Source organism: Cupriavidus sp. IK-TO18, from assembly GCF_015549295.1.
GTDB lineage: Bacteria > Pseudomonadota > Gammaproteobacteria > Burkholderiales > Burkholderiaceae > Cupriavidus > Cupriavidus oxalaticus_A.
The window spans coordinates 261,412-274,805 of record NZ_JADGMP010000012.1 but is presented as its reverse complement, the minus strand read 5'-3'; the positions used below and the strand labels follow the sequence as shown (position 1 = coordinate 274,805).

General features: G+C 65.9%; 13 protein-coding genes and 1 pseudogene. 6 read left to right on the top strand and 8 right to left on the bottom strand.

The features are described from left to right. Positions 1-484: 484 nt before the first annotated feature. Positions 485-826: a zinc ribbon domain-containing protein YjdM gene (locus IPF36_RS11265; RefSeq protein WP_133093400.1), complete on the bottom strand. Its 342-nt coding sequence runs from the start codon at positions 824-826 to the stop codon at positions 485-487. A gap of 110 nt (positions 827-936) precedes the next feature. Continuing rightward, entirely contained in the window at positions 937-1,863 is a 927-nt protein-coding gene (locus IPF36_RS11260; protein WP_135703514.1) for a LysR family transcriptional regulator, read from the bottom strand. 63 nt (positions 1,864-1,926) lie between these two features. On the opposite strand from IPF36_RS11260, the pseudogene IPF36_RS11255 reads away from it, so the two are divergent. The 5 genes and pseudogenes from IPF36_RS11255 to IPF36_RS11235 form a co-directional block, all read left to right on the top strand. Beyond that, positions 1,927-2,103: pseudogene (locus IPF36_RS11255) on the top strand (aldo/keto reductase); the annotation flags it as partial. A gap of 292 nt (positions 2,104-2,395) precedes the next feature. Beyond that, on the top strand, positions 2,396-3,022 hold the full coding sequence (locus IPF36_RS11250) for a CsgG/HfaB family protein (RefSeq protein ID WP_133093421.1): 627 nt from the start codon (positions 2,396-2,398) through the stop codon (positions 3,020-3,022). A gap of 25 nt (positions 3,023-3,047) precedes the next feature. Further along, positions 3,048-3,470: a DUF4810 domain-containing protein gene (locus IPF36_RS11245; RefSeq protein WP_255519744.1), complete on the top strand. Its 423-nt coding sequence runs from the start codon at positions 3,048-3,050 to the stop codon at positions 3,468-3,470. Next, positions 3,467-4,123, top strand: coding sequence for a DUF799 domain-containing protein (locus IPF36_RS11240; protein WP_195427981.1), 657 nt, complete (start codon positions 3,467-3,469; stop codon positions 4,121-4,123). The genes IPF36_RS11245 and IPF36_RS11240 overlap by 4 nt, the downstream gene beginning before the upstream one ends. Before the next feature lie 241 nt (positions 4,124-4,364). After that, complete coding sequence (locus tag IPF36_RS11235; RefSeq protein WP_133093397.1) at positions 4,365-5,447, top strand: AraC family transcriptional regulator; 1,083 nt, start codon at positions 4,365-4,367, stop codon at positions 5,445-5,447. Here the strand turns inward: IPF36_RS11235 and IPF36_RS11230 are convergent. From IPF36_RS11230 to IPF36_RS11210, 5 genes are all read right to left on the bottom strand, one after another. Continuing rightward, on the bottom strand, positions 5,434-6,405 hold the full coding sequence (locus IPF36_RS11230; RefSeq protein WP_133093396.1) for a zinc-binding dehydrogenase: 972 nt from the start codon (positions 6,403-6,405) through the stop codon (positions 5,434-5,436). The genes IPF36_RS11235 and IPF36_RS11230 overlap by 14 nt on opposite strands. A 56-nt stretch (positions 6,406-6,461) precedes the next feature. Continuing rightward, positions 6,462-7,463: a tripartite tricarboxylate transporter substrate binding protein gene (locus tag IPF36_RS11225; RefSeq protein ID WP_133093395.1), complete on the bottom strand. Its 1,002-nt coding sequence runs from the start codon at positions 7,461-7,463 to the stop codon at positions 6,462-6,464. Between the two features lie 66 nt (positions 7,464-7,529). After that, on the bottom strand, positions 7,530-8,588 hold the full coding sequence (locus IPF36_RS11220) for a 3-keto-5-aminohexanoate cleavage protein (RefSeq protein ID WP_133093394.1): 1,059 nt from the start codon (positions 8,586-8,588) through the stop codon (positions 7,530-7,532). A 32-nt stretch (positions 8,589-8,620) separates the two neighbouring features. After that, on the bottom strand, positions 8,621-9,466 hold the full coding sequence (locus IPF36_RS11215) for a TauD/TfdA family dioxygenase (RefSeq protein WP_133093393.1): 846 nt from the start codon (positions 9,464-9,466) through the stop codon (positions 8,621-8,623). 278 nt (positions 9,467-9,744) lie between these two features. Beyond that, complete coding sequence (locus IPF36_RS11210; protein ID WP_240745760.1) at positions 9,745-10,032, bottom strand: DUF2188 domain-containing protein; 288 nt, start codon at positions 10,030-10,032, stop codon at positions 9,745-9,747. 63 nt (positions 10,033-10,095) lie between these two features. Here IPF36_RS11210 and IPF36_RS11205 point away from each other — a divergent pair, with 63 nt between their 5' ends. Next, on the top strand, positions 10,096-10,533 hold the full coding sequence (locus IPF36_RS11205; RefSeq protein ID WP_133093392.1) for a MerR family transcriptional regulator: 438 nt from the start codon (positions 10,096-10,098) through the stop codon (positions 10,531-10,533). A gap of 40 nt (positions 10,534-10,573) precedes the next feature. On the opposite strand, the gene mdeB is transcribed toward IPF36_RS11205, so the two are convergent. Beyond that, positions 10,574-13,276 (bottom strand): alpha-ketoglutarate dehydrogenase, encoded by a 2,703-nt coding sequence (mdeB, locus tag IPF36_RS11200; RefSeq protein WP_135703516.1) that lies wholly within the window; start codon positions 13,274-13,276, stop codon positions 10,574-10,576. Positions 13,277-13,394: the final 118 nt, after the last annotated feature.

Below are 13,394 nucleotides of genomic sequence, written 5' to 3'. Positions count from 1 at the left end.
CTGATAATCGACGGCACCGAAAGCAAAGCAAGTTGGGGAGCGCAAGCTGCCGTTCGGCAGTGCAAGACGGGTGGTCCGGAAGTCTGTACCCGTGAAGGTGTCGCCAGGTTTTCCAAACTATGTTCCCGTTCTGGCTCAGGTGCCAGCATGCGTGAACTCTCGGCAAATTGGCCCGAAAAGCGAACCTCCCGATGAGTTGGAAGGTTTCCCGGAAACCCATACGGCACAACGGTTTCAGGCTGATTGATAGGGGCCAAAAGCTGAGCTTTCCATACTTTGTTCCCGACAGACAGCCAGTGCTTCATGCTGGACCGGCGAGAGCTTCGTCAGCAGCGCGGAAGCCGCGGCAGGGGCATCTCGGGTGCCATCGTCGACACGTTGGTCATGCATCGGAGGAAACCTCCTGTCGGGATCGATGGCATTGATGAGCCCCAGATAGGCATCGGTCTCCGCGCCTTGCGGGCGAAGCGCAATCTCGATCCCGTCACACCTTCCTGACGAACTCCGATTTCAGGCTCATGGCACCAAAGCCATCGATCTTGCAGTCGATATCGTGGTCACCGTCAACCAGGCGAATGTTCTTCACCTTGGTGCCCATCTTGACCACACCGGCCGATCCCTTCAGCTTGAGATCCTTGATGACTGTGACGGTATCCCCATCCTGCAATACGTTGCCGGCTGAATCGCGATAAACCCGGGCTTCCGCTTCGGCCGGTGCCGATGCCTGCGCCGACCATTCATGAGCGCATTCCGGGCAAATATAGAGACCCCCATCCTCATAGGTGAACTCGGAATGACATTTCGGGCAGGAGGGTAACGCGCTCATGGATAATCCTTGGGTACCTGGTGAAGGCCGGAAGTATACCGGCCGGTTCGGCGGCCAGGCTGAGTACGACAACTGGGCCAGCCAGGGTGCCACCGGGCTTGAGCGCGAGGTTACCGGTCCGTCCACGCCGGCGCCCCGCGCGCGGCGCTTCCGCTGCCGAGCACTTCGATCAGATACTCGACGAACGACGCGATCCGCGATGAAATCGCCGTGTTGCGGTAGTAGACCGCATGCACCGGCTGCCGCACGTCCTGCGTTTGGCGCGCAAGGACCTGCACGAGGCGCCCGGACTCGCGGTCCTGCGCGGTCATGAAATCCGACAGGCAGACGATGCCTGAGCCGTCGAGCGCAAGTTGCCGGAGCGTTTCACCGCTCGACGACCACACGGCCGGCGCGATCCGGTACGGTTCCCCGTCCGCGCCAAGTATCGGCCACACGTTCAGCGACTCGGGCTGGTTGAAGCCGAGCAGAGCATGCCCGCCAAGGTCGTCGGCCTTGCGCGGATGGCCATGTGCGTCGAGATAGGCGGGACTGGCGAGAATGCGCACCCGGCTATTGCCGATCAGCCGGCTATGCAGCGTCGAATCCTTCAGGCGGCCGATCCGGATCGCCACGTCGGTGCGCCGCTCGAGCAGGTCGATGATGCCTTCGTTGCTGTTCAGCTCCAGTTCCACCTGCGGATAGCGCTCGCGGTAGCCGCGCACGAGCGGCACGATCACGTGCAGCATGAACGGCGTCGCGGCGTCGACCCGCAAGCGCCCGGACGGCTTCTCGCGCCGCGCCAGCATCTGTTCCTCGGCGCTTTCGACCGAGTCGATGATCGCCCGCGCATTCTGCAGGAATGCCCGGCCTTCCTCGGTCAATTCCAGGCGGCGCGTGGTCCGGCGCAGCAGCGTGGTTTTCAGCTTTTCCTCGAGCCGCGCGAGCGTGCGGCTGGTGGCCGACACGGTCAGGTCCAGCTGCTGCGCGGCGGCGGTGATCGAGCCGGTGTCGACCACGGTCGCAAACGCCTGGATTTCGTCGAGCGTGATGTTCATTGTTGATCTGAAATCAAGACAGTCTGGTTTATAGACCACTTTTTGAGCGAAAGTAAAGCGGGCACACTGGCGTGCGGCAAGGTGCTTGGCGTACCCGGTGATCGGCGCGATCGCGCAGCGGCACCAGGCGACGCCGGCCCGGTAGTGCTGGCCTGGGCGCTGCAACTCGGCTACTCGGTGATCCCGTCGTCCACCAGGTGCGAGAACCTCGCCAGCAACCTGCTCGCGAACGCCCTTCGGCGGCGTTGCGCAAGGCCTCACCGATTCCCCCGCGCTGGCCCCGGCCGCAGCCTGAACCCCGCCATTGCAGGGGCTTCTCTACCTCCAGCTCCCTCCTGCGGCCGGTCGCTGTAGCTGGCCGGATACACCTCCCTCCCTCTTTCCTCCCGGAATGACGCCGCCGGCTGTGCCACCAGTCGCGGCCCGGGCGCCGCCGCGCCATAATAGCCGCCGCGTCCCCACTGCAAACCAGGAGAAATCAGTGAAACAAACCAAGACTTGCTGCCTGCTCGCCGTCGTTGCCGCGCTTGGCATGGCTGGCTGCGCCACCGAATCCTCGACCGCGTTGCCGGTCCAGAAGGTGGAAAGCGCCAGCCGCCCGTACAACGGCGTGCGCACGCCTATTGCGGTAGGCAAGTTCGACAACCGCTCGAACTACATGCGTGGTGTTTTTTCGGACGGCATCGATCGCCTGAGCGGCCAGGCCAAGACCAGCCTGGTCACCCACCTGCAGCAGACCAACCGCTTCAACGTGCTGGAGCGTGAAAACCTGGACGAGATCAGGCGCGAGGCAACCATCAAGAACCAGGCGCAGCGCCTGAAGGGGGCGGACTTTGTCGTCACCGGCGACATCACCGAATTTGGCCGCAAGGAAGTCGGCGACGTGCAGCTGTTCGGCATCCTTGGCCGGGGCAAATCCCAGGTGGCCTATGCCAAGGTCAACCTGAACATCATCAACATCTCGACCTCGGAAGTGGTTTATTCAACCCAGGGCGCGGGTGAATACACGCTGTCGAACCGCGAAGTGATCGGCTTCGGCGGCACCGCCAGCTATGACTCGACGCTGAACGGCAAGGTCATGGACCTGGCCATGCGCGAGGCCATCAACAACCTCGTGGCTGCCATCGAGAACGGGGCGTGGAACCCGGGTCAGAGATAACCATTCCATTACCAAAATGAAAACAATGATGATGCAAACGGTCACGCTGCGCAGGGCAGCGTTATGGTCTGTCGCTGGCAGTATCCTGCTTGCCGGCTGCGCGGCCCCACAGCCCATGTATCAGTGGGAGGGGTACCAGGCCCAGGTCTACGAATATTTCAAGGGCGAGTCCCGGGAGGCGCAAGTTACGGCGCTGGAAGCGGGCTTGCAGAAGATCCAGGCCAAGGGCGGCGCCGTGCCGCCGGGCTACCATGCCCAGCTTGGCATGCTGTACCTCAACCTTGGCAAGCCGGACCAGATGGTCAGCGCATTCCAGACCGAGAAAACCCTTTTCCCCGAAGCCACCCCGTACATGGATTTCCTGCTGCGTAACGTCAAGAGCGACAGCCGCACTGAAATCAAGGCGGACGCCGCCAAGGCCGCGCCCGCGGCAGGGAGTGCCAAATGATCCGCCGGATCCTGACCTATATCGCCAGCGTGGGTGTCGTGCTGCTGTTCGCCGGTTGCGCGGTGCAGAACAAGCAGGTGGACTACTCCGCGTTCAAGGCCAGCCGTCCCCGCTCGATCGTGGTGCTGCCGCCGCTGAACGAGTCGCCGGACGTCAAGGCCACCTATGCCATGCTGTCGCAAGCGACGGTCCCGCTGGCGGAATCGGGCTACTACGTGTTGCCGGTCGCAGTGGTTGAAGAGACGTTCCGGCAGAACGGCCTGACCGTGCCGGCTGACATCCATTCCGTGCCGGTGGCCAAGCTGCGCCAGATCTTCGGGGCCGACGCCGCGCTGTACGTGACCGTCACCGAGTATGGTTCGAAATACCAGATCATCAGCAGCGTGACCCGCGTGGCCGCCAACGCCAAGCTGGTCGATCTCAAGACGGGCGACGTCCTGTGGAGCGGTACGGCCGTGTCAGCCACCGACAGCTCCAGCGGTGGCGGCGGACTGATCGGCATGCTCATCAATGCGGCGGTGACGCAGGTCATGAACCACACGTTCGATGCCAGCTACAGTGTGGCGGGCACCGCCAGCTACCGGCTGCTGTCTGCCGGCCAGCCTGCCGGCATTCTCTACGGGCCGCGCTCGCCCAAGTACCAGTCTGACTGACCTCAGGCAAAACGGACCGGTGCCATGTGCCGGTCCGACCATGCGATCTCTCCTGATCTGGTGCCTTGGTCCCGTGCCTTGATCGCGTGTCTTGAAATCTCCAACGCTCCCCACTCGCCGGTCCCAGGCCTCCGTTTGAGGCATACTGCACGCACCCGCGTGCGCGACCCCCGTCCCGCAGCGCCCCCATCGACTCACACGAATGCCCCGGCGCAGTCCCCGCGCGCGCCGGGTCCTCGCCATGCAAAACGTCGGAAGACTTGTCCGCAGCGCCAGCCTGAGTGGCTTCATCGAGCTGACGGAGTCGCTCGGGCATGATCCCGGGGCCTTGCTGCGCAAGGCCGGGCTGTCCGCGCGGCTGCTCAGGGACCCGCAGGCGCTGATTCCCAGCCAGGCGCTGCGCGAGTTGCTGGAGCTGGCCGCCAGCGCCACCGGTACGGAGGATTTTGCGCTGCGGCTGGCGGCGCGCCGCACGCTTTCCAACCTGGGGCCGATCAGCCTGGTGCTGAAGGAGGAGCCATCGCCGAGGCAGGCGCTCGATGCCTTGTGCCGCTACCTGAAGCTGATCAGCACTTCGCTGGTCATGCGCATCGAGGAGACCGGGCAGACCGTGGTCATCCGCGAAGACCTGCTGCCGGGGCCGGGCGCGCCAACGCGGCAGGCGATGGAGTTGAGCGTCGCCATGATGTTCCGGATCCTGCGCGAGCTGATCGGGCCGCAGTGGCGGCCGCAGCAGGTCTGCTTTACGCACCGGCCGCCGGCGGATATGGCGGCGCACCGCGCATTCTTCGGCCGCAACCCGATGTTCAACCAGTCGTTCAATGGCATGGTCTGCGCGACGGCCGACCTGGACACGCCGCGCACGCCCGACCATTCCGGGGCCATCCAGCTGGCACGGGACTACCTCGAGGCATCGCTGCGCCAGCGCGGCGAGGGCATGCGCGAGGCGTGCCGCGAGCTGATCATGGCGCTGTTGCCCGGCGGACGCTGTACCGCCCAGCAGGTGGCGCGGCATCTTCGGGTGGACCGCCGCACGCTGCATCGCCATCTCATCGTCGATGGGCTGACCTTCTCGGACTTGCTCGACGAGGTTCGTACCGAGCTGGTCAAACGGCACCTGCAGGAGAGCGACCTGCCGCTCGGCGAGATCGCGGGGCTGCTGGGATTCTCGAACCAGAGCAGTTTCAGCCATTGGTTTCGCGCGAGCTTCGGCTGCAGCGTCACGCAATGGCGCTTGCAGGCAGCCGTGTCGGGTGGCCAGCCAGCAGCGGAGCGCGCCGGCACGGGGCGCCGGCGCGCGGGAACTGCCGTCAGTCGGCAATAAGCACGATTTTTCCCATATGCTGGCTGCGCTCGATGTAGGCATAGGCCTCGCCGATCGCATCCATCTGGAAGGTGCGGTCGATCGGCAGGCGCAGCTTGCCTTCGCGGAAGAAGTGCATCAGGTCGCGCGCGCAGGCCTGCACGCAGGCGAGGCGTTCGGCCTCGGTGCGCGTGCGGAAGGTGGCGCCGATCAGCTTCAGCCGGTTAAGCCATAGCAAGTTGAGATCGACCTGGGCCGTACTGGCGCCGCCGAGGCGCGCCAGGTTCACCAGCCGGCCCTTGACCGCCAGGCTCTTGATGTGGTCTTCGAAGACCGTGCCGCCGATGGTATCGATGATGACGTCGACGCCACGCCCGTCGGTGGCGGCCATGATGGCCTCGACCTGCGATTCGCTCGATGCATTGACGCCGACATCGACGCCATAGCCTGCCAGCCGCTCCAGCTTGGCCGCCGAGCGCGACGATGCGATCACCTTCGCGCCAAGCGCGGAGGCGGCCATCACCGCGGCCATGCCGACCCCGCCCGAGGCGCCGTTGATGAACACCGTCTCGCCGGCCTTGAGCTCGCCGTTGCTGACCAGCGCGTCATGGGCGGTGATGAACACATTGGGGAATGCGGCCGCGTCGACCCACGATACCTCCGGCGGCACCGGCATCAGCGCCAGCGGCGCCGCGATGACGTACTGGGCATGACAGCCACGCCCATGGCCCATCACCCGGTCACCTTCGCGCCAGCCGCGGACCTGCGCGCCGACGCTGGCGACCTCGCCCGCGAATTCCACGCCGGCGGTCATCGGGGCACCGGTGCGGTGTTCCCGCATGTACTTGATTTCGCCATAGTTGATGCCGGATGCGCGTACGCGCACCAGCACCTCGCCGGGGCCGGGTTGCGGCGTGGGGATATCTTGCACGGCCAGCTGGCCACCCTCCGCGCGCGGTAGTACTCGTACTGCTTTCATGCTGTCTCCTGACAGGGATTGTGCTGGCAGGGCCGAGGCAGGCGCCCCGGCTGCCGTCATTCCGGCTTGAACTGAATCGAACGCAGCAGCTTGCCCTGGCGCTCGTAGGACTCGCGCACGTCTCTGGCAAGCTCATCCGTAGTGGCCGGCGTGCCGATCTCCATGCCCAGCTCTTCGATCTTGCGCTGCAGCGCGGGCGATTTCATGGCCGCGAGCGTGGCCTCGCGCACCTTGGCGACCACTGCCGGCGGCACGCCCGGCGCCGCCCACAGCCCCATCCAGCCCACCTCGCTCAGGTCGGGATAGCCCAGCTCGGCAAACGTGGGAACGTTCGGCAGCGCGGCGAGCCGCTGCGGGAAGGCCACCGCGAAGGCCCGCAGCTTGCCCGCCTTGATGAACGGCATGGACGTCGCCGGACCGTCGAACATCAGCGGAACCTGCCCGCCCATGATGTCCTGCAGCGCGGGCGGCGAGCCCTTGTAGCTGACCGCGCCGGTATCGAGCCCCGCCAGCCGGTTGAACTGGACGCCGATGGTGTGGCCGCGCAGGCCGATGCCGAAGTTCGCGATATCGACCTTGCCCGGATTCGCCTTTACGTACGTGACCAGCTCGGCGAGGTTCTTCGCGGGAAGACCGGGATTGCCGACCAGGACCAGGCCCTGGCGCGTGAGCTGGACCAGCGGGACGATGTCCTTGAACGGGTTGTAGGACACCTTGATCGCTTGCGGCACCTCCGAGGCGATGCCCTTCTGGATCAGCAGCAGCGTATAGCCGTCACGCGGCGCGGACAGCAGGCTTTGCACGGCGATGGTTCCCGCCGCGCCGGACTTGTAGTCGACGATCACGGGCTGCCCGAGCGGCCGTTGCAGTTCATGGGCAAAGAGCCGTGCCAGGATGTCAGCGGTGCCGCCGGGGGGCGCGCCGACGAGTATCCGCACCGGCTTGGTCGGCCACTCGGTGGCCGGCGCGGCGCGCACCGCCTGGGCGGCCGGCAGCAGTGCGCCGAGGGCAAGCGCGAGCACGACCGCGCGGCGCCGGGTCTGGGGGAAGCGTTTCATGTTTGTCTCCGTTTCTCTGTGTCCCCTCGGCCCTGTCGGCGGGCCGTGTCGGCGGGGGAGTGCGGCTTACTGGGTCTTGCGCAGGAAGCCCTGGGTAGCGCCGTTGCGGTTGGGCGCGAAGCCGTTGGCCCGCAGCGACTCTTCCACCGTGTCGTAGAACACGCCGATCCGGCAGATCTCGCGCGCCTCTTTGGCGGTGGCGATGTCACGGCCCAGTTCGCGGGAGATGCGCACCAGTTGCTCGATCTGGTCCACGGATCCCTGCTTTGCGGTGCGGCGCGGGTTCCACAGCACGTCCTCGGTGCCGCAGCGCACGTGCAGGCCCATGGCAATGCCCATGGTATTGACCGGCAGCACGTTGCGCACATTGCTCTCGACCGTCACCACCGCGCCGTCCGGCACCGCGCGCATGAAGTTGGCCAGGCTGTAGACGCTGGGCGTGTCCATGCCGCCGCCGATCGCCACCCAGTTGATGTTCAGCGGGCCCTTGTAGAAACCGCGCCGCATCAGCCGCTCCACCGACTCCAGGCTGTTGATGTTGTAGCACTGGAATTCGCTCTGGATGCCGGCGGCGGTCAGCCGGCGCACATGCTCTTCCACCCAGCCCGGATTGGCGGGCACCGTCATGTTCTTGTAGGCGTCGAAGAGCGCCATGTCCTGGCGCGAGGTGCCGTGGAAGTCAGCGTCTTCCGCATGGTCGGTGACGTTCATCTGCGAGGTATTGACCGTCACCGTGACCTGGTCCGGCGTGGGATCCAGGTCGGCCAGCATGTGGCGGGTGTCGTCCGACAGCCACTTGGCTGCCTGCCCTTCATCCTCCGGCGCGAAGGAAATCGAGCCGCCCACCTGGATGATCATGTCGGGCACCGCGGCGCGCACGCCGGAAATCAGTTCGTTGAACTTGGACAGGCGCTTGGAGCCCTTGCCGTCCAGTTCGCGCACATGCAGGTGCAGCACGGTGGCGCCGGCGTTGTAGCAGTCCACGGCCTTCTGGATCTGTGCCTCCATGGTGACCGGAATGTCTTCCGGGAAATCGGAAGGCAGCCAGCCGGGGGCATACGGTGCGGCCGTGATGATCAGCGGCTGCTGGTTTTCGGGAAAGAGGTGGCCGTCGAGGAAGTTCATGGGGAGTCTCCGGGTCGGAAGGCGGCTTCGGTTCAGTAGGGGATGTCGCCGACGATGGCTGCGCGCTCCATCTTGCGCGGCGCGGGAAAGTAGTCGTTGAGCGCGTAGTGCTGCGTGCAGCGGTTGTCCCACACGGCGACGTCGCCCCGCTGCCACGACCAGCGCACCTGGTATTCGGGAATGGTGGCGCGGCTGATCAGGTAGTTGAGCAGCAGGGCCGCGCCGGGCGCCTTGTCGATGCCGTGCCGCACATTGGCCGGCGTGCTGTAGTTGGTGAAGTAGGTCGAGAAGCCGGCACCGACGAACAGCACCTTTTCGCCGGTTTCCGGGTGCGTGCGCACGACCGGATGCTCCACGGGCGGATGGTCCTGCGCGAGCTTCGCGCGCGCCTCGGGCGTCATGACCGCGCCGAAGCTCTGCTCGATGCTGGCGCGGGCACGAAGCCCGTCGACCTTCGCCTTGATGTCGTCGGGCAGTTCCTCATACGCCTTCACCATGTTGACCCAGATGGTGTCGCCGCCGATGTCGGGGCATTCGATGCAGCGCAGTACCGCGCCCATGGCCGGATTGGGACGCCACAGGCCGTCGCAGTGGTAGTTGTTCTCGTAGCTGTGCGGGTTGTCGCTGCGATAGACACGCACCAGGCCAGGATGATCCGGATCGCTGCCGACCACGGGGTGGTCTTCCAGCTTGCCGAAGGCGCTGGCGAACGCCACGTGCTCGGCACGCGTGATGTCCTGCTTGCGGAAGAAGAGCACGCGATGCCTGAGCAGCGCTGCCTTGATGTCGGCGAACAGCGCGGGATCGCGCGCCGCGTCGCCGAGATGGATGCCCGTGATTTCGGCACCGATGGCCGGGGTGATCTGCCTGATCTCCATGTCATGTCTCCAGCAGTGATTGGATCTGCGTACAGGTTCAGGGCCTGCTTGGAGATGGAGTATCGGGCGATCGAAGCGGACCCGCTTGCTTTACGGGGACATTCGTTTGTTAATTTGGGACATGCGGAGCGCGCTTCGCCTGGCGGCGTGCCGCTTGATCAAGGCCACGTATCGACTGCTGACCTTTCCTCGCGAGATCTGTGCAAAAGGCTCGCTTTCCGGCGCACGCTAGTGATATGGCCTTGCATCACGCACGCGGCCGCCGCCGCTGCGCGGCATCACTGCTCCGGCTTCTGTTGCTTGTCGCCGAACGGGCTGCGCAGATGCACATCCCCGTCAAGACGATGGATATGCAATTCGGCCTGATGCCGCCTGGCCACGTTCCAGCCGGCCGCGATTGCCGCTTCCATGGTCGGAAACCGCTGGGGCTTGATATCGAGGCCGCTGAATTCCAATGTCCAGCCATGTTCCGCGGGCAGAACACGAATGATGCGCGATTGCATGATGACCTTTTTAGAGATACCGCTACGTAAGGCGGCCGCCGTCATTCTGCGGTCGAAATGCAATCCCCTTCACTTAAAGGCGGGTTTGGCATAGGCTAGGTCCGTACCAAGGTACGGAGTCAAGCGATGGAGCAAACACTGACGATCGGGAAGCTGGCCAAGGCGGCTGGCGTTGGCGTGGAGACGGTACGGTACTACCATCGCTGCGGGCTGCTGCCGGTGCCAGAGCGCGCCCATGGCGCAATTCGCCAGTATTCGCAACAGAGCCTGCAGCGGATGCATTTCATCCGCCAGGCACAGTCGCTCGGGTTCACGCTGGATGAGATCCGGGGACTGCTGCAGCAGAAGCATGGCCGGTGCAGCACGGCCCGAGCACTGGCCGAGCGCAAGCTCAGCCTGGTGGAGGAAAGGCTGAGGGATTTGCGCGGGATGCGCGCGGAACTAAAGATCCTGATCGGACAATGCCACGCCAATGGCACCGAGGATTGCTGCCCCTTGATGAACACCTTGTCTGCGAACGGCAACCCGGAAAACGGGCGCGCCGCGGCATTGCGGGGCCGGTGACGCAAGCCTGCTGACCGAGAAGGTCAGGGCATGCGGCGTGTCACGCCTGCCACGACGCGGCCTTGTCCCCCGACTTGCCATAGCGCTCCCGCGCCGCGCGCACGACATCGGAAGGCAGCTTGCCGTCATCGGCCAGCGCCCGCAGCGCCGCGACCACGACAGAATGGCGGTCCACCTCGAAGAACGCGCGCAACGCCTGCCGCGTGTCGCTGCGCCCGAAGCCGTCGGTGCCCAGCGTGACATAGCGCCCCGGCACGCACGCGCGGATCAGCTCCGGCACCGCGCGCACATAATCGGTGGCGGCGATCACCGGGCCGTTCGACCCTGCCAGCGCTGTTTCGACATACGAGCGGGCATGCTGGTCGTTCAGGCGGTTGCTGCGTTCCACGGCGATCGCGTCGCGCTGCAGCTCGGTGAAACTGGTCACGCTCCAGACCTGCGCCACCACGCCCCAGTCGTCTTCGAGCAGGCGCGCGGCGGCGATCACCTCGGGCAGGATGGCGCCCGCGCCGAGCAGGTCGACCTGGCTGGCATCGCGCCGTTCGGGCGTAAGCGAGTACATGCCCTTCAGGATGCCGTCGCGCACGGCATCGGCCGGCTGCGGCATCGACGGCTGCGCATAGTTCTCGTTGCCGACGGTGACGTAGTAGAAGACGTCGCGCTGCTGCTCGCCCATCTCGCGCATGCCATGCTCCACGATCACTGCCACTTCATAGGCAAAGGCGGGATCCCACGCGCGGCAGTTGGGGATGGTCGACGCGGCCAGGTGGCTGGTGCCGTCCTGGTGCTGCAGCCCCTCGCCGCCGAGCGTGGTCTTGCCCGAGGTGGCGCCGATCAGGAAGCCGCGGGCGCGCTGGTCGGCAGCGGCCCAGATCAGGTCGCCGATGCGCTGGAAGCCGAACATCGAGTAGTAGATGTAGAAGGGCAGCATCGGCAGGTCGTGCACGCTGTAGGCGGTGGCCGCGGCGATCCATGACGAGATCGCGCCGGCTTCGGAGATGCCTTCTTCCAGGATCTGCCCGCCGGTGGATTCGCGGTAGTACAGCATCGAACCCAGGTCTTCCGGCTCATAGCGCTGGCCCAGCGGCGAATAGATGCCGACCTGCCGGAACAGGTTGGCCATGCCGAAGGTGCGTGCCTCGTCAGCAACCACCGGCACGATGCGCGGCCCCAGCGCGGTGTCCTTGAGCAGGCTGCCGAGCATGCGCACCACGGCCATGGTGGTCGACATTTCCTTGCCGTCCGCGGCCAGTGCGAAGCCGGCCCACTGGCCGGACGGCGGCACCGTGAGCGCGGTGGTCGCGGCCTGCCGGCGCCGCGGCAGGTAGCCGCCGAGCGCGGCCCGGCGTGCGTGCAGGTAGCGCATTTCCGGGCTGTCGTCGGCGGGTTTGTAGAAGCGCAGGTTGGCGACGTCGTCGTCCGACAGCGGCAGCTGGAAGCGGTCGCGGAAGGCCTTCAGGTCTTCCAGCTCCAGCTTCTTCTGCTGGTGCGTGGTCATGCGCCCCTGGCCAGCCGTGCCCATGCCGAAGCCCTTCATGGTCTTGGCCAGGATCACGGTGGGCTGGCCGCGGTGGCCCATGGCGCGTGTGTAGGCGGCGTGCAGCTTGCGCAGGTCGTGGCCGCCGCGGCGCAGGCGGTCGATGTCGTCGTTGCTCAGGTGCGCGGCGAGTGCGGCGAGCTCGGGGTTCTGCTGGAAGAAATGCTCGCGGTTGTAGGCGCCGTCGTTGGCGGAGAAGGTCTGGAACTGGCCGTCGACGGTCTGCGCGAAGGCCCGCACCAGCGCGCCGGAGCGGTCGCGGGCGAACAGCTCGTCCCAGTCCGAGCCCCACAGCACCTTGATCACGTTCCAGCCGGCGCCGGCGAACAGCGCTTCGAGCTCATCGACGATGCGGCCGTTGCCGCGCACGGGCCCGTCGAGCCGCTGCAGGTTGCAGTTGATGACGAAGACCAGGTTGTCGAGCTGCTCGCGCGCGGCCAGCGACAATGCGCCGATCGACTCGGGCTCGTCCATCTCGCCATCGCCGAAGAAGCCCCAGACCTTGCGCGACGACGCCGGCTGCAGCCCGCGGTTCTGCAGGTAGCGCATGAAGCGCGCCTGGTAGATCGAATTGATGGGGCCGATGCCCATCGAGCCGGTCGGGAACTGCCAGAAGTCCCGCATCAGCCAGGGATGCGGGTAGGAGCACAGGCCCGGCCCGCCGATCTCGCGCCGGTAGTGCTGCAGGTGGGTCTCGTCGAGGAAACCCTCCAGGTAGGCGCGGGCGTAGACGCCGGGGGCCGAGTGCGGCTGGAAGTAGACCAGGTCGCCGCCCTGTTCGGCGCTGTCGCCGCGGAAGAAGTGGTTGAATCCGACTTCGAACAGATCGGCCGCGGAGGCATAGCTGGCGATATGGCCGCCCAGTTCGCCATAGGCGCGGTTGGCGCGCACCACCATGGCCAACGCATTCCAGCGCAGCGCGGCGCCCAGCCGGGCTTCGATCTCCAGGTCGCCAGGGTAGGGCGGCTGCGCCTGCACGGGGATGGTATTCACATAGGCGCTCGGGCCGGCGCCGGGCGGCGGCAGGCCCTGCGCTGCGGCATGCGCCGCCAGGCGCCGCAGCAGGAAGCTGGCGCGCGCGCTGCCGGCATGCGCCAGCACGCCTTCGAGTGCGTCCAGCCATTCGCGCGTTTCCTGGGGATCGCTGTCCTCGTTGGCCGAAGGCAGCGCGAGCATCGATTGCACACCGTTTGCCAGGTTGGTCATGGCACCGCTCCTGTCCATGTTGCTTGTCTGTGGCGGCATGTCAGTCACGCTCGCCGATGCCAACAAGATTACGCCTGGAGCCGCAGAGAATGTGTCTGAATTTCCTTGCCAGAAGCGG

Coding starts and splice junctions, on each gene's coding strand:
- IPF36_RS11265 (WP_133093400.1), bottom strand. CDS start 826: ATGAGCGCGTTACCCTCCTGCCCGAAATGTCATTCCGAGTTCACCTAT.
- IPF36_RS11260 (WP_135703514.1), bottom strand. CDS start 1,863: ATGAACATCACGCTCGACGAAATCCAGGCGTTTGCGACCGTGGTCGAC.
- IPF36_RS11250 (WP_133093421.1), top strand. CDS start 2,396: ATGGCTGGCTGCGCCACCGAATCCTCGACCGCGTTGCCGGTCCAGAAG.
- IPF36_RS11245 (WP_255519744.1), top strand. CDS start 3,048: ATGATGATGCAAACGGTCACGCTGCGCAGGGCAGCGTTATGGTCTGTC.
- IPF36_RS11240 (WP_195427981.1), top strand. CDS start 3,467: ATGATCCGCCGGATCCTGACCTATATCGCCAGCGTGGGTGTCGTGCTG.
- IPF36_RS11235 (WP_133093397.1), top strand. CDS start 4,365: ATGCAAAACGTCGGAAGACTTGTCCGCAGCGCCAGCCTGAGTGGCTTC.
- IPF36_RS11230 (WP_133093396.1), bottom strand. CDS start 6,405: ATGAAAGCAGTACGAGTACTACCGCGCGCGGAGGGTGGCCAGCTGGCC.
- IPF36_RS11225 (WP_133093395.1), bottom strand. CDS start 7,463: ATGAAACGCTTCCCCCAGACCCGGCGCCGCGCGGTCGTGCTCGCGCTT.
- IPF36_RS11220 (WP_133093394.1), bottom strand. CDS start 8,588: ATGAACTTCCTCGACGGCCACCTCTTTCCCGAAAACCAGCAGCCGCTG.
- IPF36_RS11215 (WP_133093393.1), bottom strand. CDS start 9,466: ATGGAGATCAGGCAGATCACCCCGGCCATCGGTGCCGAAATCACGGGC.
- IPF36_RS11205 (WP_133093392.1), top strand. CDS start 10,096: ATGGAGCAAACACTGACGATCGGGAAGCTGGCCAAGGCGGCTGGCGTT.
- mdeB (WP_135703516.1), bottom strand. CDS start 13,276: ATGACCAACCTGGCAAACGGTGTGCAATCGATGCTCGCGCTGCCTTCG.